General features: G+C 56.5%; 23 protein-coding genes and 1 tRNA gene. 13 read left to right on the top strand and 11 right to left on the bottom strand.

The genetic code is table 11. The features are described 5' to 3' along the window. Positions 1 to 29 precede the first annotated feature (29 nt). From FQK12_RS11980 to FQK12_RS11965, 4 genes are all read right to left on the bottom strand, one after another. Positions 30 to 1,220, bottom strand: coding sequence for a tyrosine-type recombinase/integrase (locus FQK12_RS11980; RefSeq protein ID WP_014226784.1), 1,191 nt, complete (start codon positions 1,218 to 1,220; stop codon positions 30 to 32). A gap of 164 nt (positions 1,221 to 1,384) precedes the next feature. Next, positions 1,385 to 1,458, bottom strand: a tRNA-Gly gene (locus tag FQK12_RS11975). A gap of 80 nt (positions 1,459 to 1,538) precedes the next feature. Then, entirely contained in the window at positions 1,539 to 2,264 is a 726-nt protein-coding gene (actS, locus tag FQK12_RS11970; protein ID WP_004854045.1) for an amidase activator ActS, read from the bottom strand. Between the two features lie 88 nt (positions 2,265 to 2,352). After that, positions 2,353 to 3,249 (bottom strand): LysR family transcriptional regulator, encoded by an 897-nt coding sequence (locus FQK12_RS11965; protein WP_014226785.1) that lies wholly within the window; start codon positions 3,247 to 3,249, stop codon positions 2,353 to 2,355. A gap of 215 nt (positions 3,250 to 3,464) precedes the next feature. Between FQK12_RS11965 and FQK12_RS11960 the strand changes: the two genes are divergently transcribed. Genes FQK12_RS11960 through idi form a run of 4 tightly spaced genes read left to right on the top strand, consistent with a single transcriptional unit; the run spans position 3,465 to position 6,881 of the window. Continuing rightward, positions 3,465 to 4,958 (top strand): UbiD family decarboxylase, encoded by a 1,494-nt coding sequence (locus tag FQK12_RS11960; protein WP_014226786.1) that lies wholly within the window; start codon positions 3,465 to 3,467, stop codon positions 4,956 to 4,958. 12 nt (positions 4,959 to 4,970) lie between these two features. Continuing rightward, positions 4,971 to 5,549, top strand: coding sequence for a UbiX family flavin prenyltransferase (locus tag FQK12_RS11955; protein WP_014226787.1), 579 nt, complete (start codon positions 4,971 to 4,973; stop codon positions 5,547 to 5,549). Between the two features lie 14 nt (positions 5,550 to 5,563). After that, complete coding sequence (locus FQK12_RS11950) at positions 5,564 to 6,280, top strand: DUF554 domain-containing protein (RefSeq protein WP_146295717.1); 717 nt, start codon at positions 5,564 to 5,566, stop codon at positions 6,278 to 6,280. A 52-nt stretch (positions 6,281 to 6,332) separates the two neighbouring features. Beyond that, positions 6,333 to 6,881, top strand: coding sequence for an isopentenyl-diphosphate Delta-isomerase (idi, locus tag FQK12_RS11945; protein WP_014226788.1), 549 nt, complete (start codon positions 6,333 to 6,335; stop codon positions 6,879 to 6,881). A 40-nt stretch (positions 6,882 to 6,921) separates the two neighbouring features. Here idi and lysS read toward each other — a convergent pair whose 3' ends face one another. The 5 genes from lysS to xerD all read right to left on the bottom strand — a co-directional run bounded on the left by lysS (position 6,922) and on the right by xerD (position 13,004). Next, positions 6,922 to 8,439, bottom strand: coding sequence for a lysine--tRNA ligase (gene lysS, locus FQK12_RS11940; protein ID WP_014226789.1), 1,518 nt, complete (start codon positions 8,437 to 8,439; stop codon positions 6,922 to 6,924). Between the two features lie 9 nt (positions 8,440 to 8,448). Then, positions 8,449 to 9,547, bottom strand: a protein-coding gene (gene prfB, locus FQK12_RS11935; protein WP_102962091.1) for a peptide chain release factor 2 whose coding sequence is annotated in 2 segments (ribosomal slippage) — positions 8,449 to 9,471 and positions 9,473 to 9,547 — 1,098 coding nt in all. Because the reading frame shifts where the segments join, the coding sequence is not laid out codon by codon here. An 85-nt stretch (positions 9,548 to 9,632) separates the two neighbouring features. Further along, on the bottom strand, positions 9,633 to 11,366 hold the full coding sequence (gene recJ / locus FQK12_RS11930; RefSeq protein ID WP_014226791.1) for a single-stranded-DNA-specific exonuclease RecJ: 1,734 nt from the start codon (positions 11,364 to 11,366) through the stop codon (positions 9,633 to 9,635). A 5-nt stretch (positions 11,367 to 11,371) separates the two neighbouring features. After that, on the bottom strand, positions 11,372 to 12,085 hold the full coding sequence (gene dsbC / locus FQK12_RS11925; protein ID WP_004854054.1) for a bifunctional protein-disulfide isomerase/oxidoreductase DsbC: 714 nt from the start codon (positions 12,083 to 12,085) through the stop codon (positions 11,372 to 11,374). Positions 12,086 to 12,107: 22 nt separating this feature from the next. Next, the gene (gene xerD / locus FQK12_RS11920) at positions 12,108 to 13,004 is read right to left on the bottom strand and encodes a site-specific tyrosine recombinase XerD (RefSeq protein ID WP_004105555.1); all 897 of its coding nucleotides are present in this window, start codon (positions 13,002 to 13,004) and stop codon (positions 12,108 to 12,110) included. A 121-nt stretch (positions 13,005 to 13,125) separates the two neighbouring features. Here xerD and fldB point away from each other — a divergent pair, with 121 nt between their 5' ends. Continuing rightward, the gene (gene fldB / locus FQK12_RS11915) at positions 13,126 to 13,647 is read left to right on the top strand and encodes a flavodoxin FldB (RefSeq protein WP_014226792.1); all 522 of its coding nucleotides are present in this window, start codon (positions 13,126 to 13,128) and stop codon (positions 13,645 to 13,647) included. Between the two features lie 8 nt (positions 13,648 to 13,655). Here the strand turns inward: fldB and FQK12_RS11910 are convergent, their stop codons facing one another. Next, on the bottom strand, positions 13,656 to 14,066 hold the full coding sequence (locus tag FQK12_RS11910; protein ID WP_004854060.1) for a protein YgfX: 411 nt from the start codon (positions 14,064 to 14,066) through the stop codon (positions 13,656 to 13,658). Beyond that, the gene (sdhE, locus tag FQK12_RS11905) at positions 14,047 to 14,313 is read right to left on the bottom strand and encodes an FAD assembly factor SdhE (RefSeq protein ID WP_004124953.1); all 267 of its coding nucleotides are present in this window, start codon (positions 14,311 to 14,313) and stop codon (positions 14,047 to 14,049) included. Before sdhE ends, FQK12_RS11910 begins: the two co-directional genes overlap by 20 nt. 244 nt (positions 14,314 to 14,557) lie before the next feature. Between sdhE and ygfZ the strand changes: the two genes are divergently transcribed. The 8 genes from ygfZ (at position 14,558) to dagF (ending at position 23,052) form a co-directional block, all read left to right on the top strand. After that, positions 14,558 to 15,541: a tRNA-modifying protein YgfZ gene (gene ygfZ / locus FQK12_RS11900; RefSeq protein ID WP_014226793.1), complete on the top strand. Its 984-nt coding sequence runs from the start codon at positions 14,558 to 14,560 to the stop codon at positions 15,539 to 15,541. A gap of 193 nt (positions 15,542 to 15,734) precedes the next feature. Next, entirely contained in the window at positions 15,735 to 18,533 is a 2,799-nt protein-coding gene (gene dagR, locus FQK12_RS11895; protein ID WP_014226794.1) for a transcriptional regulator DagR, read from the top strand. Between the two features lie 120 nt (positions 18,534 to 18,653). Beyond that, complete coding sequence (locus tag FQK12_RS11890) at positions 18,654 to 19,079, top strand: PTS sugar transporter subunit IIA (protein WP_004854067.1); 426 nt, start codon at positions 18,654 to 18,656, stop codon at positions 19,077 to 19,079. 12 nt (positions 19,080 to 19,091) lie between these two features. Then, positions 19,092 to 19,577 carry a PTS system mannose/fructose/N-acetylgalactosamine-transporter subunit IIB gene (locus FQK12_RS11885; protein ID WP_014226795.1) on the top strand — a complete coding sequence of 162 codons (486 nt, stop codon included), beginning with the start codon at positions 19,092 to 19,094 and terminating at the stop codon, positions 19,575 to 19,577. Positions 19,578 to 19,602: 25 nt separating this feature from the next. Beyond that, the gene (locus FQK12_RS11880) at positions 19,603 to 20,352 is read left to right on the top strand and encodes a PTS mannose/fructose/sorbose/N-acetylgalactosamine transporter subunit IIC (RefSeq protein WP_004124968.1); all 750 of its coding nucleotides are present in this window, start codon (positions 19,603 to 19,605) and stop codon (positions 20,350 to 20,352) included. After that, positions 20,349 to 21,209 carry a PTS system mannose/fructose/sorbose family transporter subunit IID gene (locus tag FQK12_RS11875; protein WP_014839507.1) on the top strand — a complete coding sequence of 287 codons (861 nt, stop codon included), beginning with the start codon at positions 20,349 to 20,351 and terminating at the stop codon, positions 21,207 to 21,209. The genes FQK12_RS11880 and FQK12_RS11875 overlap by 4 nt, the downstream gene beginning before the upstream one ends. A gap of 3 nt (positions 21,210 to 21,212) precedes the next feature. Next, the gene (gene dgaE / locus FQK12_RS11870; RefSeq protein WP_014226797.1) at positions 21,213 to 22,322 is read left to right on the top strand and encodes a D-glucosaminate-6-phosphate ammonia lyase; all 1,110 of its coding nucleotides are present in this window, start codon (positions 21,213 to 21,215) and stop codon (positions 22,320 to 22,322) included. After that, positions 22,309 to 23,052: a 2-dehydro-3-deoxy-phosphogluconate aldolase gene (gene dagF, locus FQK12_RS11865; protein ID WP_014226798.1), complete on the top strand. Its 744-nt coding sequence runs from the start codon at positions 22,309 to 22,311 to the stop codon at positions 23,050 to 23,052. Before dgaE ends, dagF begins: the two co-directional genes overlap by 14 nt. The last annotated feature ends 106 nt before the right edge of the window (positions 23,053 to 23,158 follow it).

Genomic DNA, 23,158 nt, shown 5'->3' with positions numbered 1-23,158 from the left:
ATAAAAAGACATTGTACATTCTAAATATATTATTTTAATGTACCTACATCACACATAAAAGATAACAACTCGCCATACCACTGCATCATCTCCCTCCTCCCATCCAGATACTGCGCATGGTTATACGTCCCACGAATTGAGTTCTTATCGACGTGAGCCAGCTGTAACTCAATCCAGGCCGAATTGAAACCCTGCTCATGCAAAATGGTACTCATCGTGTGGCGGAATCCATGCCCTGTAACGCGCCCGGCATAGCCGATACGCCTGACCAACACAGTCAATGCCATATCACTCATCGGTTTCTTAGGATCATTACGTCCTGGGAACAGCAACGCTCCTGCTCCCGTCATGGGTTTAAGCTGATTAAGTAGGTCAATTGCCTGGCTTGATAACGGAACCAGATGAGGGCGGCGCATTTTCATGCGTTCCGCTGGTACATTCCAAACCTTTTTCTCAAAATCAAATTCCTGCCACTCCGCTTGCCTCAACTCCCCAGGCCTTACTCCGGTTAAAATAAGCAATTGCATCGCAATCTTAACAAGCACACTACCAGCATAGGTGTTCAGAGTCCGAAGAAACTCAGGCAATTCATCCTGGGTTAAAAAAGCATAGTGTTCTTTTTCATGAGGAGTTACTGCACTGGCTAAATCAGGTGCTGGATTGTACTCGGCCCTGCCAGTCACAACAGCATACTTCCAGACCTCTCCACAGCGCTGGCGAACCTTACGGACCTTCTCAGTTGCCCCTCGAGCTTCTATCTTTGAAAGAACTGCAAGCAACTCCATCGGCTTGATATCTTTGATTGGCCGGTGACCGATATAAGGAAATACATCTTTCTCAAAGGTTCGCATCATCTCTTCACGATAGGAGACAGACCAGCGGTCATAGCGACGCTGATACCACTCCCGCGTGATAGCCTCAAAAGAGTTTTCTGCGTCTTGTTGACGACTAAGTTTCTCAATTTTTCGTTCAAGAGAAGGATCGTTACCTGCGGATAATGTCCTTTTAGCATCCTCACGCTTACTTCGGGCTTCAGCTAAAGAAACATCAGGGTAAACGCCGATAGCGAGCAGTTTCTCTTTACCTAGTGAACGGTATTTGAGACGCCAGTATCTTTTGCCGTTGGGATTAACCAGCAGGTAAAGACCACCACCATCAGCCAGTTTGTAGGGCTTCTCTTTGGGTTTTGCAGTTTCAACCTGACGAGCTGTCAGCTTCATTGGGGGTACCTCTCAGCAGGGGGTACAATTATACCCCCATCCATACCCCCACATTGAGCTTGACCCTGGGGGAGTACAATTGAGTTCAATAGACTAATAGAATGCTATAACTGCTGATTTATCAAGGAAAAGTTGAGTTTGGTAGACTTCAGGGAAGTTGAGTTTGGAGCGGGCGAAGGGAATCGAACCCTCGTATAGAGCTTGGGAAGCTCTCGTTCTACCATTGAACTACGCCCGCGAAGAGGTGCGAGGGCCATTATAGACCTTACGCACCCGCTGACAAGCCCATAACAGGCTAACTGTCGATAAAATAACCTTTTAGCACTTAGGCTTACTGCCCTGCGGCGGCAAATAGCGCAGCGGGTCGATCGCCGTCGCCCGGTAGCGAATCTGGAAGTGCAGGCGCACGGAATCCGCGTCCGAGCTGCCCATGGTGGCAATCTGCTGGCCAATCTTCACGCTCTGGCCGTTATTCACCATTAGCTTGTCGTTGTGCGCGTAGGCGCTGATATAGTCCTCATTATGCTTAATCATAATCAGGTTGCCGTAGCCGCGCAGCTGGTTGCCCACGTAGACCACTTTGCCCGCCCCTGCCGCATACACCGGCTGGCCGCGCTTACCGGCGATATCGATACCTTTATTGCCGCCATCGCTGGTGGAGTATGGCAGCACTACTTTACCGCTGGTTGGCCAGCGCCAGCAGCGTTGCCCGACCGGCGGCCAGGAGGATTGCGGCACCGCCGAAGATGGCGTCACCGCGGCGGTACGTTTCGTCGACGATTTCTTGCCGGATGCCCCCGCCTTCGCCGTGGTCCCGGAACCGCTGTTTAGCTTCAGCTTTTGCCCGACTTCGATGGTATAAGGAGGTGAAATATTATTGAGACGGGCGAGATCCCTGACGCTGGTGCCAGTGGAACGTGAGATAGCGTACAGCGTATCGCCGCGCTTCACGGTGTAGGTGGAACCGGAATCGGATGAGCTGGAACACCCCGCGACGATCAGGCTGCTCAGCAACATTATTGCAATAACAAAGCGTTTTCTCATCAGGCGTCCTGCGCTTAACACTAACATTCACCTCAAAACCAGGGCGATTATCATACCAGTCCCCAGGGCATTCCCCAATCGCTACCCGTCATACAGAAGTATTAAACGGATAGCCATGCGTAATAATATCCATCAGCGCGGGCAGATAAGGCATAGACGGCAATTTGACCAGCGCCGGGTAGAATATTTGCGGCGAGGGGAAAACATCAACCACGTAGCACTGGTTAAGCTTATCAGCATCCACTTCAGAAGAAGGTAGCAGCGTCGCCGCCTGCAGTCCGGACTCCAGCCAGTCGAGGATTACGCCCGGCTGCGTAATGTGCATAATCACCTTGGCGTTGACCCCGGATTTACGAAACAGCTCCATTAGCATCTCGTAAGTTCCTGAATCCTTTGCCCTATGAAGTAATACCAGCGGCAGCGCCGCCAGCGACGTGTAGCTATACGGATTAGACGGCGGCCCCGGCAGGCATCTTTTATTGATCACCGCGACCAGCTTAATCGGGTCAAAAGAGACATAATCAAAGCCTTCGCTACGGTAGGGGCGCTGGATTAAGGCGAAATCAATTGCGCCCTCGGTTAATAACGTTTCGAGATGGCTGGAGTCAGTAACGGAAATATTTATGGAAGTGTCGGGATGACGTCGATATACCTCCATCAGCAACGCTTTAAAATAATTCTGATAGAGATGAGTTAAGCCGATTCTCAATTCAGTTCTGTTTTTGTGCGCAATATCCATCGTTTCCCGCGCCGTATCCTCTACCTGGCGTAATATTTCACACGCTTTTCGATAGAGAAAAAAACCGGCTTCCGTAGGCTCAATGCGGTTTCCCCGGCGAACAAAAAGCGATACCTGAAGCTCCTCTTCCAGCTCCTGAATTCGCTTGCTGAGCGGCGGCTGCGCCATGTTCAGCGACTTCGCCGCCTGGCTCACCGAACCTTGTTCCACCACCCGACAAAAATAGCGTAAGCGCTTTAAATCCATCATCATTATCCGCAGTGTAATTTATCACCAGTATCACACTTAGCCGGAGAAATAAAAAGCCGCAGCGTTGCTCCTCATATTAATTAATCATTATTTAACACCTTGTTAAAATAAACTTTTTTGATCTACTGACCATCCGGTAAACGGTATTTGTTTATGCGCGCCAGGGAAAATATTGTGCCGGGAGCAAAACTTCTTTTCCGAAGGAACATCCCATGGCAAATAGTGATAACAAAACCCCCTCATCGGTACATGATTTACGCTCCGCGCTGGAACTGCTGAAAACGCTTCCCGGCGAGTATGTTGAAACCGATACCGAAGTCGACCCGCATGCTGAACTCTCCGGCGTCTATCGTTACGTAGGCGCCGGCGGGACCTGCCAGCGTCCGACCCGCAAAAATGGCCCGGTCATGGTCTTTAACAAAATCAAAGGCTTTAAAGATATCAGCGTGGCGATTGGCCTGAATGGCTCCCGCCAGCGCGTCAGCCATTTCCTCCAGTGTGAACCGGCTAAACTGGGGCATCTGCTGAAGGATTCGGTGGAGAATGCGATAGCGCCGGTGATGGCCCAGGGCGCAGCGGTCTGCCAGCAAGTGGTCCACCTGGCAAGCGATGCCGATTTCGATCTGCGCAAGCTGCTGCCGGCGCCGACGAATACCGAAGAGGACGCGGGCCCCTATATCACTATGGGTCTGTGCTACGCCTCCGATCCAGAAACGCATGAGTCCGATATCACCATTCATCGCCTGTGCGTCCAGAGCCGCGACGAACTCTCCATGTGGCTAACGCCCGGCCGCCATATCGATGCTTTTCGCATGAAGGCGGAAGCGGCAGGCCAGCCGCTGCCGATTTCAATCAGCATCGGCGTCGATCCGGCCATTGAAATTGCCGCCTGTTTTGAGCCGCCGACCACCCCGCTAGGCTTCAATGAGTTAAGCATCGCCGGCGCGCTGCGCGGCAAAGCGGTGGAGATGACGCAGTGTAAAACTATTAACGAGAAAGCGATCGCCCACGCTGAGATCGTGATTGAAGGCGAACTGCGGCCCAACGCGCGCGTACGAGAAGATCAGAACACCCATACCGGCCGCGCGATGCCTGAGTTTCCGGGCTACACCGGCGAAGCTAAAGAGGCGATCCCGGTCATCAAAGTGAAAGCCGTCACTCACCGTATCAATCCTATCTGGCGCACCACCGTAGGGCCAGGCGAAGAACACGTCAATATGGCCGGTATCCCGACCGAAGCCAGCATTCTGGATATGGTCGAGCGCGCGATGCCCGGCAAGTTGCTGAACGTCTTCGCCCATTCCGCGGGAGGCGGCAAACTGCTGGCGGTGCTGCAGTTTAAAAAATCCTCCCCGGCGGACGAAGGGCGCCAGCGTCAGGCTGCTCTGCTGGCGTTCTCAGCCTTCCCGGAACTGAAGCACGTCATTCTGGTTGATGAAGACGTCGATATTTTCGACAGCGACGACGTGCTTTGGGCCATGCAAACCCGCTACCAGGGCGATGTCGATACGATCGTTATTCCCGGCGTTCGCTGCCATCCGCTCGATCCGTCGCAGGTACCGGAATACAGCCCGAGCATCCTGCAGCAGGGAATGTCCTGCAAAACGATATTCGACTGCACGGTGCCGTTCCATCTGAAGCACACCTTCCAGCGCTCCAGATTTAAAGAAGTGGACGTGAAGCGCTTCCTGCCGGATTTCGAATAAAAGGAGAACCTCATGACGGCACGCATCATCATTGGTATCAGCGGCGCATCCGGGTTTCAGTACGGCGTTAAGGCGCTGGAGCTACTGCGCCCGCATCCCGTTGAAGTCCACCTGGTCGTCTCTAAAGGCGCGGAAAAAACCTGCGAGCTGGAGACGGATCACCGCCTGGACGAGGTGATGGCGCTGGCCGACGTGGTGCATCCCATCGCGAATCTTGGGGCGGCTATCTCCAGCGGTTCGTTTAAAACGCTGGGAATGTTGATCGCGCCGTGTTCAATGCGTTCTTTAGGCGCCATCGCCCACTGCCTGACCGACAACCTGCTCACCCGCGCTGCGGACGTGGTGCTGAAAGAGCGTCGCCGCCTGGTGCTGCTGGCCCGGGAAACACCGCTGAACCTTGGCCATATCCGCAATATGGCCGCCGTAACCGAAATGGGCGGAATTATCTTTCCGCCGGTCCCGGCACTTTACCAGCGTCCGCAAACGGCGGACGACATCGTTACCCATAGCGTCAATCGCGCGCTCGATCTGTTTGACCTGCAGGTCAACAACATCCCCCGCTGGGGTGAAGGCGAGCTACGTTTTAATTAACCGGAAATTATTCAATGTTAATCGGCCCATATGTAAACGGAGCCGCCGTGATTATCGGCGGACTCAGCGGCGCTGCGGCGGGCGGCAAGCTCCCCGAGCGCGTCAAAACGGCGCTGCCGATGACCTTCGGCCTGTGCTCCGTTGGTCTTGGTATTACGCTGGTGCTCAAAGTGAAATATATGCCCGCCGTCGTGCTGGCAATGGTGATTGGCGCCATCCTCGGCGAATTGCTGCATCTGGAAAAGGGCATCGGTAAAGCCGCAGGTTCCACCCGCGGTTTGATCAACAAGGTGCTGCCGCCGGTCAATGGCCTCGGCCATGAAGAGTTTACCGAGAAATTTGTCGCCATCCTGGTTCTGTTTTGCGCCAGCGGCACCGGTATTTTCGGCGCGATGACCGAAGGCATGAGCGGCGATCCGTCAATTCTGTATATCAAAACGATTCTCGATCTATTTACCGCCGGGATTTTCGCGACGCTGCTGGGCTACGCGGTGATGACCATTGCTATCCCGCAGGTCATTATTCAGGTGGCGCTGGCGATGCTGGCGGTGGTTATTCTGCCGTCGATCTCGCCTGATATGATGGCGGATTTCTCCTGCGCCGGCGGGCTGCTGATGGTGGCGACCGGGTTGCGTATCTGTAACATTAAGCTCTTTCCGGTAGCCAACATGTTGCCAGGGCTTGTTTTGGTAATGCCTTTGTCCCATTTATGGGCTACCCTAGTGGCCTGAGTACATGACCCGGCGGGTTTGTGCCGGGTCATTTTCTATTTCAGGAGTTGTCATGGCCGGGGAACATGTCATTTTGCTGGACGAGCAAGATAAGCCTACAGGTATGCTGGAGAAGTATGTCGCCCACACCCTCAACACCCCTCTGCATCTCGCGTTTTCCAGCTGGCTGTTCAATGAACAAGGCCAGCTGCTGGTCACGCGCCGCTCGCTGGGCAAAAAAGCCTGGCCAGGCGTATGGACGAACTCAGTCTGCGGGCATCCGCAAACCGGCGAAACCTTTGAACAGGCCGTTGAGCGCCGCTGCCGCTTTGAGCTCGGCGTCGAGATAACCCGCATCGTCCCGGTCTTTCCGGGGTTCCGTTACCGGGCCGTCGCGCCGAATGGCATTGTCGAAAACGAGGTCTGCCCGGTCTATGCGGCACGAGTCGCCAGCGCGTTACGGATAAATGCTGACGAAGTGATGGATTTTCAGTGGAGCAATCTTGCGGATGTGTTAAGCGGGATTCGCGCGACGCCCTGGGCTTTTAGTCCGTGGATGGTGCTGCAGGCGGCGGACGATAATGCGCGTAACGCATTAATCAGCTTTAGCAATCAGGCATAAAAAAACCCAGCTCTGCTGGGTTTTTTTATTCGCGTAATGCTTATTTTACCGGACGCATCGCCGGGAACAGGATCACGTCGCGGATGGTGTGGCTGTTGGTAAACAGCATCACCATACGGTCGATACCGATACCCAGGCCCGCGGTCGGCGGCAGGCCGTGCTCCAGCGCGGTAACGTAGTCTTCGTCATAGAACATCGCTTCGTCGTCACCGGCGGCTTTCGCGTTAACCTGATCGAGGAAACGCTGCGCCTGGTCTTCCGCATCGTTCAGCTCGCTAAAGCCGTTACCGATTTCACGCCCGCCGATGAAGAATTCAAAGCGGTCGGTGATTTCCGGGTTCTCGTCGTTACGACGCGCCAGCGGAGAGACTTCTGCCGGATATTCGGTAATGAAGGTCGGCTGAATCAGGTGCGCTTCCGCCACTTCTTCGAAGATCTCGGTCACGATGCGGCCCAGACCCCAGCTCTTCTCAACGTGGATACCGATGCTTTCCGCAATGGCTTTTGCAGAATCGAAGTTATCCAGATCGGCCATCTCGGTTTCCGGACGATACTTCTTGATCGCTTCGCGCATGGTCAGCTTTTCAAACGGCTTGCCGAAATCAAAAGTCTGATCGCCGTAAGGCACTTCAGTATGGCCCAGAACGTCCTGCGCCAGAGTGCGGAACAGGGATTCGGTCAGTTCGATCAGATCTTTGTAATCCGCATACGCCATATAGAGTTCCATCATGGTGAACTCTGGGTTGTGGCGAACGGAGATACCTTCGTTACGGAAGTTACGGTTGATTTCGAACACGCGCTCAAAGCCGCCAACCACCAGACGCTTCAGGTACAGTTCCGGCGCGATACGCAGGTACATGTCCAGATCCAGCGCGTTGTGATGGGTGATGAACGGACGCGCGGACGCGCCACCGGGGATCACCTGCATCATCGGGGTTTCCACTTCCATAAAGCCGCGGCCGACCATGAACTGGCGGATGCCGGCCAGGATCTGCGAACGCACTTTAAAGGTGTTGCGCGATTCATCGTTGGAGATCAGATCCAGGTAGCGCTGACGATAGCGCGCTTCCTGATCCTGCAGGCCGTGGAATTTGTCCGGCAGCGGGCGCAGGGCTTTGGTCAGCAGGCGCAGCTCGGTACAATGGATGGAGAGTTCACCGGTCTTGGTTTTGAACAGCTTACCGCGCGCCGCGATGATGTCCCCGAGGTCCCATTTTTTGAACTGCTCGTTGTAGACGCCTTCCGCCAGATCGTCGCGGGCGACGTACAGCTGAATGCGGCCGCCAACGTCCTGCAGCGTAACGAAGGAGGCTTTACCCATGATACGGCGGGTCATCATGCGGCCAGCAACGGCGACTTCAACGTTCAGCGCTTCCAGCTCTTCGTTTTCTTTGCCATCGAAGTCAGCGTGCAGAAGGTCTGAGGTATGGTCACGACGGAAATCATTCGGGAACGGGATACCCTGCTCACGCAGCGCGGCCAGCTTCTCACGACGGGCTTTCAGTTCATTATTAAGGTCAATTGCCGCGTCAGCGCCCTGTGCTTGTTGTTCAGACATGTTGGTTCCTCATAACCCTGCTTTCAAACTTGCTTCGATAAATTGATCCAGGCTGCCGTCCAGCACCGCCTGAGTGTTGCGGGTTTCCACCCCGGTACGCAGATCTTTAATGCGGGAGTCATCCAGCACGTAAGAACGGATCTGGCTGCCCCAGCCGATGTCGGATTTGGTATCTTCCATCGCCTGCTTCTCGGCATTTTTCTTCTGCATTTCCAGCTCATAAAGCTTCGCTTTCATCTGCTTCATGGCCTGGTCTTTGTTCTTGTGCTGTGAACGGTCGTTCTGGCACTGGGTCACTAAGCCGGTCGGAATGTGGGTAATACGCACCGCGGATTCCGTACGGTTAACGTGCTGACCGCCCGCGCCGGATGCGCGATAAACGTCAATGCGCAGATCCGCCGGGTTGATGTCGATATCAATATCGTCATCCACTTCCGGATAAACGAACGCGGAGCTGAAAGAGGTGTGGCGGCGGCCGCCGGAATCGAACGGGCTCTTACGCACCAGGCGATGAACGCCGGTTTCGGTACGCAGCCAGCCGTAGGCGTAGTCGCCGATAATCTTGATGGTCACAGACTTAATGCCCGCCACTTCGCCTTCAGACTCTTCGATGATCTCGGTCTTGAAGCCGCGCGCTTCGGCCCAGCGCAGATACATGCGCATCAGCATGCTGGCCCAGTCCTGCGCTTCCGTTCCGCCGGAACCGGCCTGGATATCGAGGTAGCAATCGGCGCTGTCGTATTCACCGGAGAACATGCGGCGGAATTCCAGCTGCGCCAGCTTCTCTTCCAGCACATCGAGCTCGGCGACGGCTTCGTTGAAGGTCTCTTCGTCTTCGGCTTCAATGGCCAGCTCCAGCAGGCCGGAAACGTCCTCCAGCCCCTGAGACATCTGATCCAGCGTATCAACGATGGCTTCCAGCGAGGAACGCTCTTTACCCAGCGCCTGCGCGCGCTCTGGTTCGTTCCAGACGTCAGGCTGCTCCAGCTCGGCGTTTACTTCTTCGAGACGCTCTTTCTTAGCATCGTAGTCAAAGATACCCCCTAAGAACGTCCGAGCGCTCCGTGAGGTCCTGAATACGGTTTTTTACCGGATTTATTTCAAACATGGTCGGTTTCTTTTAATGGATTCGTCAAAATGCGGTGATAAGAGCGGAATTCTACCGGATTCGCGCCCTCATTAATATACTGTTCTCAATTTGGCCAGAGGTGGTCAATGATCAGCTGCAGGCTGCGGTTGCCGCGGAACTCATTGATATCAAGCTTATAGGCAAGCTGAACTTCGCGAACGCCGTTATCCGGCCAAAGGGAAGTATCAACATTGAACGCGATACCGTCCAGCAGCGGGCCGCCGCCGACCGGCTCAACCATCACCTTCAGATGACGCTCGCCGACCAGGCGCTGCTGTAGCAGACGGAAACGGCCGTCAAACAGCGGCTCCGGGAACATCTGCCCCCACGGTCCGGCGTCGCGCAGCATCTGCGCGACCTCCATGCTCATCTCTGCCGCCGCCAGCGGACCGTCGGAGACCACTTCCCCCTGCAGCAGCGCAGGATCGAGCCACTCGGTCACCAGCTCGCCGAAGCGCTGCTGGAACTCTTCAAAGCGCGCCTCTTCCAGCGATAGCCCCGCCGCCATGGCATGGCCGCCAAACTTCAGAATCAGCCCGGGATAGAGCGTATCCAGACGCTCCAGCGCATCGCGCATATGCAGCCCCTGAATCGACCGACCGGAGCCTTTGAGCGTACCGTCGCCGGTGGGCGCAAAGGCGATAACCGGACGATGGAAACGCTCTTTGATACGCGAGGCCAGAATGCCAACGACGCCCTGGTGCCACTGCGGATGGTACATCGCCAGGCCGCCGGGCAGCGTCTCACCGCTGCGCTCCAGCTTCTCACACAGGGTCAGGGCTTCCGCCTGCATCCCCTGCTCTATCTCTTTGCGCGTCTGGTTCAACGCGTCCAGCTCATTGGCCAGCACCCGCGCTTCGCCGGTGTTGTCGCACAGCAGCAGCGCCACGCCGACGGACATATCGTCCAGCCGCCCAGCCGCGTTAAGCCGCGGACCGAGCGCGAAGCCGAGATCGCTTGCCGCCAGCTTTTGCGGGTCGCGGTTGGCGATCTCCAGCAGCGCCTTAATGCCCGGACGGCATTTCCCCGCCCGGATGCGGCTCAGCCCCTGCCAGGTCAGAATACGGTTGTTGGCATCCAGCGGTACGACGTCCGCCACGGTGCCGAGCGCCACCAGATCGAGGAGGTCAGCCAGATTCGGCGGCGCAATGCCGCGCTCCTCAAACCAGCCTTTATCGCGCAGAAAAGTGCGCAGCGCCAGCATCAGATAAAAAGCCACGCCCACCCCGGCCAGCGATTTCGACGGAAACTCACAGTCGCGCAGGTTCGGGTTAATAATCGCTTCCGCCGCGGGCAGCGAATCCCCCGGCAGGTGGTGATCGGTCACCAGCACCGGAATACCCAGCGCATGGGCGCGATCGACGCCAGCGTGCGAAGAAATACCGTTATCCACGGTCATAATCATCTGCGCGCCGCGGGCGTGAGCCTGATCGACCACTTCCGGGCTCAGGCCGTAGCCATCTTCAAAACGGTTTGGCACCAGGTACGAGACGTTGCCGTAGCCCAGCGCCCGCAGGGCCAGAACGCTCAGCGCGGTGCTGGTGGCGCCGTCGGCGTCAAAATCGCCGACCACCACAATATGCAGCCCCTGCTGAAATGCGCCGTAGAGCATCTCTACCGCTTTTTCGACGCCGGTCAGCTGCGACCACGGCAGCATGCCTTTCACGCCGCGTTCCAGCTCCTGCGCGCTACGCACGCCGCGGCTGGCGTACAGCCGCTGCAGCAGCGGTGGGAGATCGGCAGGTAAATCGACGCCGTCAGCCGCCTCGCGGCGGCGTAGTTGTATCTGTTGTTTCACGCGAATCAGTTACCGCTTGTCTGTTTTTGATGCTCATCAAGGAGCGCTTTCAGGTCTTTAGGATCGCGATAGCCGGGCATCAGCGTGCCGTCGCTCAGCACCATCGCCGGCGTGCCGTTAACGCCAAGCTGCACGCCCAGCATGTAGTGTTTAGCGATATCAACATCGCAGCTGGCCGGCTGCACGCCCTTACCGCTCATCGCGTCATCCAGCGCTTTGTTACGATCTTTAGCGCACCAGATAGCCTTCATATTCTGCTCGGCTTCGCTTTGCAGCCCCTGGCGCGGGAAGGCCAGATAGCGCACGGTAATACCCAGCGCGTTATAGTCGCTCATCTGCTCATGCAATTTATGGCAATAACCACAGGTAATATCGGTGAAGACGGTGATGACGTGTTTTTCCTGCGGCGCTTTATAGACGATCATCTCTTTTTCCAGCGCGTTCAGCTTACCGGCCAGCAGCGTATTGGTGACGTTTACCGGCTGCGCGCCGCTGACGTCGTACATCGGCCCCTGGATAATGTGCTTACCGTCATCGGTAACGTATATCACGCCGCTGTCCGTCAATACGGTGCTGATGCCTTTGATCGGCGAAGGTTGCACGTCCGAACTCTGCACGCCCAGCTTCGCCAGCAGTTGCTTGATCGCCGCGCTATCGGCATGCGCCGCACCGGATAAGGTGGTCGCCAGCAGAGTGAACATCAGTAAACCTTTTTTCATACTCAGTCCTTTTTTTCAGCACTCACGCACGCGGGTGATGCTGTTGATGGAGTTGTCGCAGACGCTCGGTCGCCACGTGGGTGTAGATCTGCGTCGTGGAGAGATCGCTGTGTCCTAACAGCATCTGCACCACGCGTAAGTCGGCGCCATGGTTAAGTAAATGCGTCGCGAACGCATGGCGTAACACGTGCGGGGAGAGCTTTTCGCTGTCAATCCCTGCCAGTACGGCATAGTGCTTAATTCGATGCCAGAACGTCTGGCGCGTCATCTGCTGCGCGCGCTGGCTGGGAAAAAGCACATCGGACGCCACGCCGTTCAGCAGCCAGGGGCGCCCGTATTCAAGGTAATTCTCAACCCACAGCACCGCCTCTTCACCCAGCGGTACCAGACGTTCTTTATTTCCTTTACCAATCACGCGCAGCACGCCCTGTCGCAGGCTAATGTCGCTCATGGTCAGGCCCACCAGCTCGGAAACGCGCAGACCGGTGGCGTACAGCACTTCCAGCATCGCTTTATCGCGCAGCTCCAGCGGTTGTTCAACCAGCGGCGCCTGGAGCAGGCGTTCCACCTGCGCCTCGCTCAGATCCTTCGGCAGCCTCTGCGGCAGCTTTGGCGAGGCCAACAGCGCGCTGGGATCGTCCGGGCGAATTTTCTCCCGGTAAAGATGCTGGAAGAAACGGCGCACGGCGCTTAGCAGGCGCGCGGTGCTGGTGGCTTTATAGCCGCCGGTTTGCCGCTCCGCCAGCAGCGACTGGAGATCTTCGCCGCTGACGCTGGCAAGCGACAGGCCACGATGATGCAGCCATTCGACCACCATCGTCAGGTCCCGGCGGTAGGCGCTTAGCGTGTTCTCCGCCAGATTCCGCTCCAGCCATAAGGCATCAAGAAACTGCTCGATTTGTGCGAGATCCTGTTCCACTCCGGCCTCTTTGCTTATTAAAACGGCGCCATTATACCCTAAATAATTCGAGTTGCAGGCGGGCGCGGCCTTTCTGGTACACTAAGCGCAAAGTCACAGCAAGAATTGAGACGTTTCCGCGATGAACATAGGTCTTTTTTACGGTTCCAGCACCTGCTACACCGAAATGGCGGCGGAAAAAATCCGCGATATTATCGGCCCTGAACTGGTCACGCTGCACAACCTGAAAGATGATTCCCCTGCCCTGATGACGCAATACGATGTGCTGATCCTCGGCATTCCAACCTGGGATTTCGGCGAGATCCAGGAGGACTGGGAGGCGGTCTGGCAGCAGCTCGATACGCTGGATCTGCAGGGTAAAATCGTCGCGCTGTACGGCATGGGCGACCAGCTAGGCTACGGCGAATGGTTCCTTGATGCGCTCGGCATGCTGCACGATAAGCTGGCGACCAAAGGGGTTAAGTTTATCGGCTACTGGCCTACTGAAGGCTATGAATTCACCAGCCCGAAACCGGTCATTGCCGATGGGCAGCTGTTCGTTGGCCTGGCGCTTGATGAAACGAACCAGTACGACCTGAGCGATGAGCGCATTCAGAACTGGTGCGAGCAAATCCTCGGTGAAATGGCTGAGCAGTTCTCCTGAGTCCTTGCCTACTCTTGCGTCGGTTTTAGCAACACCAGCCGACGCAGGTCTCGCCATTCTCCCGCGTCCATGCTATCCGCCGCGACCCACAAATGCTGGGTTCGTTGGTTTTCCGTATTCCGCAGGCGCAGCAGCATTCCGCTGTTAATCACCCACGGGGTGCCGATGATATCCCACTCCGCCTTTTGCCAGCGCAGACGGGAGTCGATCAGCAGCTTGATTTCTCCCTGACGGGCATGGATCCGCCGCTGGCTGCGCACGCAGTCGAACACCACCAGCGACAGCAGTATCAGCCACAGCGGGGTATAGCTCAGCGGCCAGGGCATCAGCAGCACAAGCGCCGCCACCACGCCGTGCATCAGCAGCGAAAACCACTGCGCTCGCCACGAGATGCGTAAATCAGATTGCCACAGGACCACGTTCCCGATTCCGTGTCTGAATTAATTTTACCATCCGCTGCAGTTCTGCATCAGCCGGCTCGCCATGATTCATCAACCAGTTGAACAGATCCGGATCGTCGTTTTCCAGCAGGCGGATGAATAACGCTTTATCGCCATCGCTGAGCGTGTCGTACTCATGCTCGAAAAACGGCATGATGGAGATATCGAGTTCACGCATACCTCGACGGCATGCCCAGTGGATGCGGGCTTTATTGTTAATGTCCATGTTTTACTTCCTGCTTATAAATATCTCTTAGTTTAACCCGTTTTCGGCGCTGACTTCACTGGAATATCAAGTTTCGCGAGCGCTATTCCATGAAAACCCTAAAATAATCAGGCCATTTATTATTTCGCTGGTTTCAGCGCCCCGTCTTTGAGGGCACGAATGGCCTGTCAAAAGCGCTTGCATTGCACCATAGCTCTTTTACCATTAGTCACACACTCTGCGTTAAGCTATTCAGGATATGACTATGGCTTTTACACCTTTTCCTCCGCGTCAGCCTTCCTCTTCCGCTCGTCTGCCGTTAACGCTGATGACGCTGGACGACTGGGCGCTGGCGACGATTACCGGTCCGGATGGCGAAAAATATCTGCAGGGGCAGATTACCGCCGACGTCAGCCACCTGACCGACGAGCAGCATCTGCTTGCCGCGCATTGTGACGCCAAGGGCAAGATGTGGAGCAATCTGCGCGTTTTCCGCCGCAACGAGGGTTTTGCGTGGATTGAGCGCCGCAGCCTGCGCGATGCGCAGCTGACCGAACTGAAAAAATACGCGGTGTTCTCTAAAGTGACCATCGCCGCCGATGATGAATCCGTACTGCTGGGCGTTGCCGGGTTTCAGGCGCGCGCTGCGCTGTCGCCGCTGTTTAGTGAGCTGCCGAACGCCGAGAAACAGGTTGTCAGCGAAGGTGCCACCAGCGTGCTGTGGTTTGCGCATCCGGCCGAGCGTTTCCTGCTGGTGACCGATGTGGCAACCGCCACCCGCATCACCGATGCGCTACGCGGTGAAGCGCAGCTCAACAACAGCCAGCAGTGGCTGGCGCTGAATATTGAAGCCGGGCTGCCGGTTATCGACAGCGCCAACAGCGCGCAGTTTATTCCGCAGGCCACCAACCTACAGGCGCTGGGCGGCATCAGCTTTAAGAAAGGCTGCTATACCGGCCAGGAGATGGTTGCCCGCGCTAAATTCCGCGGCGCCAACAAGCGCGCCCTGTGGTATCTGGCGGGAACAGCCAGCCGCGTGCCTGAGGCCGGGGAAGACCTGGAGCTGAAGATGGGTGAAAACTGGCGCCGAACCGGCACCGTTTTAGCGGCCGTGCAGCTGGACGACGGTCGCCTGCTGGTACAGGTGGTGATGAATAACGATATGGAGCCGGACAGCGTGTTTCGCGTACGCGATGATGCCGGTAGCCTGAGCATCGAGCCGCTGCCGTATTCGCTGGAAGAGAGTTAAAGCGATATTCCCTGCCGCCTTCTCCCCGGAGGCGGCAATCCCGCGCCTGTCTGGGCTACCCCACCCGCAAACCACGAAACACCCGCGGCCGCGCGCTTTGCGCAAATGCGCCATCTCTGGCCCAGGCCACTTTCTTGCGTAGAAGAATAGTGTATGTTCTGAACAATCATTTATTTCTTAAGCGGTAAAAGAGATGAGACGGATTGAGGTCATACTGGGAGAGCTGGAGCGGTTAACTCGCGGGCTGAATCTTGCGGATCTGGAACAGGAAACGGCATTTACGGCGGAAGCCATCGGCTTTAACCTCGGGCTTGCGCGCAACTCGGTCAGCAAAGACCTCAATCAGTTATGGAACGACGGCCTGGCGATTAAGAGCAGAGGACGCCCCGTGTTCTTTTGGCACCGCCAGGCAATGGAAACGCTGCTGGGGCGCAGACTGAATGATACCGAATGTGAAGTGCGCACGGTTGCCGACCTTCTGCCGCATCAGGAAGGTTGCTCAACGGATGACCCCTTCAGCGGCCTGATTGGCTACGATCGCAGCCTCCGTGATGCGGTGGAAAAAGGCCGCGCAGCGGTGCTTTATCCTCACGGGCTCCACGTATTGCTGACCGGCCCCTCCGGAGTAGGTAAAACTTTCTTTGCCGAGCTGATGCACCGTTTTGCCTGCGAGCATGCGGCGGGTTCTCCCCCGCCGCTGGTCTACTTTAACTGCGCCGAGTATGCGCATAACCCGGAGCTACTCTCTTCGCATTTGTTCGGCCATCGGCAGGGCGCATTTACCGGCGCCAGTGAGAATAAAGCCGGTCTGGTGGAGCAGGCGGACGGCGGATATCTGCTGCTTGATGAGGTGCACCGCCTGCCGTATGAAGGACAGGAAAAACTCTTCTCCATTCTCGACAAAGGCCAATATCGCCCGCTCGGTTCAAGCGCCACGGCGCGGTCCATCACGGTGCGCTTGATTTGCGCCACCACCGAACCGGTCAGCTCAGCCCTGCTGCGAACGTTCCAGAGGCGCATCCAGGTCTGTATCGATCTCCCCGGGATCCGTCAGCGCTCGGTGGAAGAACAGGTGGAACTTATTGTCGGTTTTCTCCAGCGCGAGAGCCGCAAAATTGAGCGTACGGTCAGTATCGACAAAACGCTGTTGCTCTGGCTGCTGAATAAACCGCTGGAAGGCAATATCGGCCAGCTCAAAAGCGATATCCAGTTTCTTTGCGCCCAGGCGTGGGCCGCGGGAATGACCGAGCATAACGACACGCTCCAGCTGGATAAACGGCTGGTAGAAGTGCCGTTCAACGCCACCCCGGAACAGCGTCTGCTGGTCGATACCTTGTTTGACGGCCAGGATCGGCTAAGCGTCGATGCGCGCACGTTACCCGCATTGAAAACCTCTCTGGCGACAGGAGCGGAGATCGAAGAAAGCGATCTGTTTTACAGCTTCCTGACCCGCGAATACGTCAACCTGCGCAACAGCAACGTCCCACCGGCTGAGACGCTGGCGATCCTCAAAAACAAACTCAGTTCTATCTTTGAATATGGTCTCTACAGCCGCGACAGCGTGGCCCATCCGCCGCGCTATGGCGATCGGATTGAAGAGCGGGTGACCCTGCTAATTGGCTGTGTGGAACAGGTGCTGGGCTTTACGCTGCCAGAAAACCTGATGAATCCGCTGCGTAAACACTTTCTGGCGCTGATTGGCTACGTGCAGCGCGGGCTGATCCCACAGCTCTACTCCTCCAGCCTGATCCTCGACCGCTGCAAAGACGAGTATGAAAACGCGACTCTGCTGTGCCGGAAAATCAACGAACTGCTGCATATTCAGTGCCCGGCGACGGAGGTCGTCTGGCTATGTCTGTTCCTGAAAGAGTGCCGCCATTATCGCCAGCGGATCGACGCCAGTCCCGACTGCGGCGTCATTTTAATCGCCCACGGCGCGACGACGGCGACCAGTCAGGCGCAGTACGTCAACCGGGTGCTGGAGCGCGAGCTGTTCAGCGCCATCGATATGCCCTTTGAGCAGTCGGTGCATGACACGCTGGAAACGCTAACCCAGCGGATCCAGAGCCAACGCTACCGGCGGCTGATTCTGATGGTGGATATCGGCTCGCTGGTGCATTTTGGCAGCACCATCAGCAAGCTATTCCAGATTGACGTCCTGTTAATGCCCAATATTACGCTGACCAGTCTGCTGGAGCTGGGTCTGGATTTAAGCTATGAAACCAGCGAGCTACCGCAGCTGGCGGAATTACTGCAGAGTAAAAATATCCCCTGTCAGCTCTGTACTCCGCAGCAGGAGAACGGCGGTAAGGTGCTGGTGATCTCCTGCATTACCGGCATGGGAACCGCAGAGAAAATCAAAAAAGTGCTGGAGGAAAGTTTTGGCGAGCTGATGTCGCAGGATACGCGAATGGTGATCCTCGATTACAACGAGGTTCGCAGCCTGGAGCGCGTTCAGCAGTCGCTGCTGGCCGGTGAGCGACTGGCGGGGATTGTCGGCACCTTCCAGCCGGGGCTGCCGGATATTCCGTTTATCTCACTTGAAGAGCTGTTCTCCGAGCAGGGGCCGGAACTGGTGCTCAGCCTGCTCACGCCGGACCTCTCAAGCAGTGAGCGCCGTCTGGAGATGGAGCGCAGCGCGATGCGCTTCATCAGCGCGCTGACCATGGAAAGCATCATCAACCATATTTCGGTACTCAATCCCCAGCGCATTCTCAAAGAGATGGAGGGGGTGTTTAACCATTTAACCACCTCGCTTTCGCTGAAACCCAGCCGCCAGGTGACACTGCGCTTCCTGATCCACTGCTGTTGCATGGTCGAGCGTATCGTAATTAACCGGAAACCGTTACAGATGTCGCTGGAGAGCCAGCCCGCGCTGGACGTCCGCGCGTTTAGTGTCATTAAATCCGCCTTCCAGCCGATCGAAGAGGCTTATGCCATTCGTTTATCCGACGCGGAATATTTTTATATCTACGAACTGCTGTATCGCTGATCCCTTAACTGGCGTGGCTTTACGCCGCGCCTGCCCCTCTTCGCCCCCCATGTGACACAAATTCTGGCACAGCCTTTGCTCTTATTACGTATATCAACGTAATAGCGCCAGGAGGCCATTTTGATTACCACTGAACCTTTGTCCCAGATCCTGCTGCTGACCCATGGCGGCTGGGGACAGCAGCTCTGCAACAGCCTGTGCATGGTGACGGGCGAAATTAAAGGCGTAACGGAAATCGCCCTGATGCCCGTCGATACCTTGGGCGAGTTTTATCAGCGCGTAGAAGCCGTCGTGAAAACCCTGCCCGAAGGCTCGCTTATTCTGACCGATTTTATTGGCGGGACCACCTCTAACGTGGCCGCGCGGCTAAGCGCCGATTATCCGGTGGCGGTGATTTCCGGACTGAATGCCTCGCTGCTGCTGGAGGCCCTGGACAAGCGGGAACAGGGGCCACTATCCGCCTGCGTAGCTGAATTAGTGGAAGCCGCGCGCAGCAGCTGTCTGGACGTTGTCGCCCACGTTCGGCAATTACAACAATCACAATAAGGAAAAAATATCATGGCTAACATCGTGTTATGTCGCATCGACAGCCGCCTCATTCATGGACAAGTGGTGACGAAGTGGGTCGGACAATCCCAGGCCAACCGGATTGCGGTAGTGAGTGATGAGCTGGACGCCGATCCGTTTATGAAAAATATCTATCTGATGGCGGCACCGCCAAACATCAAAGTGGATTGCTACAGCAATCAGAGCTTTGCCGCATCGTGGAAAGAAAACCAGCTTGGCGACGGCAGCGTGATGGTGCTGTTCCCCTCTCTCGCGGCGATTCAGGAAGCCGTACAGCTCGGGTTTGATGTTTCCGCCATTCAGGTTGGCGGCTTAGGCGGCGGGCCGAACCGCAAGGTCGTTTTCCAGAACATCACGTTGGATGAAAAAGACGTTGGCATTCTTCTCGACCTGAAAAGTCGAGGGATTAAGGCGGTCTTCCAGACTATCCCGGAAGATAAGCCGCAGTCGCTGGACGATATCCTGAAAAAATTCTAATCCTCTGATTACAGGGTAAATAACTATGGATACTTTAGTCTTCGCAAGCCTGATGGGGTTGTATTACTGGTTTGCCCGCTTACGCCTTGGCTACACCTTCTCCGCCATGCTGTTACAACCTGTTGTAATCGCCGTTTTTGTCGGCCTGCTGTTGGGCAATATGGAAACGGCAATGATTATTGGCGCAGGTATGCAGCTGGTTTACCTCGGCGTGACCTCAACGCCCGGGGGTAACGTGCCGTCAGATCCGGCGCTGGCGGCCTGTATCTCGATTCCTATCGCCGTAAAAGCCGGGATGGACCCGAACCTGGCCATCGCGCTGGCCATCCCGTTTGGCGTGATCGGCGTTTTCCTTGACCAGCTCAGACGCACGCTGAACGCCGCGTGGGTGCATATGGCGGATAAACACGCGGAAACGGCCAACATGGGCGGTATTATGCGCTGCGCGTTCCTCTACCCGGCGTTGCTCGGCCTGGTGCTGCGTTTCCCGGTGGTGTTTGCTGCCAACTATTTTGGCCAGGACGTGGTAGAGAGCTTCCTTAAGCTGATGCCGCACTGGTTGACCCACTCCTTTGAAATTATGGGCGGAATTCTGCCGGCGCTGGGCTTTGCCATCACCATCATGGTGATCGGTAAGAAGAGCCTGCTGCCGTGGTTTATCGGCGGATTCTTTGCGGTGCTGTACCTGAAGGTGGACATCATGGCGATGGCAATCTTTGGTACCTGCGTGGCCTTCCTGATTAAAGGCCTGGCGAAAAATGAAGGAGCAGCATGATGAGTAGCGACGTAATGCAGCATGAACTGGTGGAGCGCGCGCGGGAGAACGGCACGCTGACCAAAGCGGACATCACCAAAGCCTGGTTTATTTACTGGCTGGGCGCGGAAGTTTCCAGCTCCTATGAGCGTTTACAAAGCCTGATTTTCTGCGCCTCAATGACGCCGATTATCAAAAAACTCTACCCGCAAAAAGAAGAGCAGGTGGAGGCGCTAAAACGCCATCTGAACTTCTTCAACTCTGAGCAGACCTTTGGCGCGGTGATTCAGGGGATCTCGATTGCGATGGAGGAGCAGAAAACCCGCGGTGAACCGATTAGCGACGCGTCTATCACCGGGATTAAAACCGGGCTGATGGGGCCGCTGGCCGGAATGGGGGACTCCATCATCTGGGCGGCCGTCATGCCGTTGCTGATTGCGATTTTCATCCCGTTCGCCGCCAGCGGCAGCGCGATGGGCGGCATTGTGCCCTTAATTCTCTATCCGGCCATTACGCTGGCGATCAGCTACGGCATGGTGCACAAAGGCTACACGCTGGGACGCGACTCAATCATCGGCCTGCTCCAGGGAGGGCGAATTAAGGAGCTTATCTACGGCGCGAACGTGCTGGGCCTGATAATGATGGGCGCGCTCTCCGCAAGCTACGTCAAAATAACGACCCCCTTAAAGCTCAGCGCGCTGAAGGGCTCGGAGGTGGTGGTCCAGCAAATCCTCGACTCTATCGCGCCCGGCCTGTTGCCGCTGGCGGCGGTGTTTGCCATCTACTTCTATCTGGTGAAGAAAGGGCCGCGCTACACCACCATTCTGCTGTCAATTGTCGCGCTCAGCGTGGTCTGTTCGCTGCTGGGAGTGCTGTAAACCATGACGCAGAATATCTATCAACAGCTGGGGTTAAAACAGGTGATTAACGCCTGCGGCAAAATGACGATTCTGGGCGTTTCCAGCGTGGCGCCGGAGGTGATGCAGGCAACGGCGCGGGCGGCATCGGCCTTTGTGGAAATCGACAGCCTGGTAGACCGAACCGGCGAGCGGGTCTCCCGCTTTACCGGCGCGGAGGACAGCTATATCACCTCCTGCGCCTCGGCGGGAATCGCCATCGCCGTGGCCGCCGCGATTACCCATGGCGACCAGGCGCGAGTGATGCAGATGCCGGACAGTCGCGGTATGGCCAACGAAGTCGTCATGCTCCGCGGGCATAACGTCGATTACGGCGCGCCCATCACCAGCGCGATTCGCTTAGGCGGTGGGCGCGTTGTGGAGGTCGGTTCAAGCAATCTGGCGGCGCGCTGGCAGCTGGAGAGCGCGATCTCTGCCAGCACCGCCGCCCTGCTGTATGTGAAATCACACCACTGCGTGCAAAAAGGGATGTTGAGTATCGAGGATTTCGTGCAGGTCGCACAGACTCACAACCTGCCGCTGATTGTCGATGCCGCCGCCGAGGAGGATTTACGCGTCTGGGCGGCGAGCGGAGCGGACATGGTTATCTATAGCGGGGCAAAAGCGTTTAACGCGCCCACCTCCGGATTCATCACCGGGAAAAAACAGTGGATAGCGGCGTGTAAGGCGCAGCATCACGGTATTGCCCGGGCGATGAAAATCGGCAAGGAGAATATGGTCGGTCTGGTTTATGCGCTGGAACACTATCATCAGGGGCAGAAGGGGGTCACTGCCGAGGAACTCCTGCCCGTCGCGAAAGCGATCTCAGCGATAAACGGCTTACAAGCCGATATTGAGCAGGATGAAGCCGGACGCGCTATCTGGCGTATCCGCATTCAGGTGAATGCCCAGGAACTCGGCCTGGATGCCCGCGAAGTCGAAGCACAGCTGCGCAATGGCGATATCGCCATTTACGCCCGGCGCTATAACCTCCATCAGGGGGTTTTTAGCCTGGACCCACGAACGGTAGCCGAGGGTGAAATGAGCCTGATCGTGGCGCGCCTAAAGGAGATTGCAGACCATGCAGCAAATTAATTTTTACCGTCAACGCGTCGCGATTAACGTGCTGGCGAAAGATATCGCCAACGCCCGGGACATTTATGATGCCGCCGAAGGCCATGCGGCGATTGGCGTCCTCTCGGCACAGTTTGCCTCCGTGGAAGAAGGTGTTCAGGAGGTAAAACGCTGGATGGCGGAGATACCCTCCATCTCCGTAGGCCTGGGCGCCGGCGATCCTGCGCAGTATTACAAAGCGGCGATGATCGCGTCAGCGCTTCACCCGGCGCACGTTAATCAGACCTTTACCGGCTGCGGGTTTGCCGCAGGGGCGCTGGCGGCTACGGGGGGGCAGCAAACCTGCATTAACGCGCTGGTCAGCCCGACGGGAACCCCTGGCGAGGTTCTTATCTCCACCGGCGTCAGCAGCTGTCAGGGCACGCCGGCCCGCGTCTCCTGCGATGCGGCGGTACGCATGATGCAGGACATGGGGGCCCATGCGGCGAAGTTTTTCCCCATGGGCGGCGAAAAGTCGTTACCGGAGCTGTATATGCTGGCGACCACGGCAGCCCGTAACGGGATGACGTTAATCGAACCAACCGGCGGAATCGATCTCGATAACTTTGGCATTATTTTGCAAAGCTGTCTGGAAGCAGGCGTACCTCGCGTGATGCCCCATGTTTACAGCTCGATAATCGACCCGCAAACCGGCAATACCCGGCCAGAAGATATCCGCAGATTAATGGATATCGTGAAAGCCGTGGTCTGAATAAAAAACACCAGGCCGTAGCCCGGGCAGGCAGGCCATCACCAACGAAGAATGTCCCGGAGGCGGCGCTGGCGCGCCATGTCCGGGCTACCAGCCCTCAGACGAC

The sequence above is a fragment of the Klebsiella sp. ME-303 genome (assembly GCF_007910085.1).
GTDB classification, from domain to species: domain Bacteria; phylum Pseudomonadota; class Gammaproteobacteria; order Enterobacterales; family Enterobacteriaceae; genus Klebsiella; species Klebsiella michiganensis.
The sequence above is the reverse complement of the archived record's forward strand: the minus strand, read 5'-3'. Positions and strand labels throughout refer to the sequence as shown.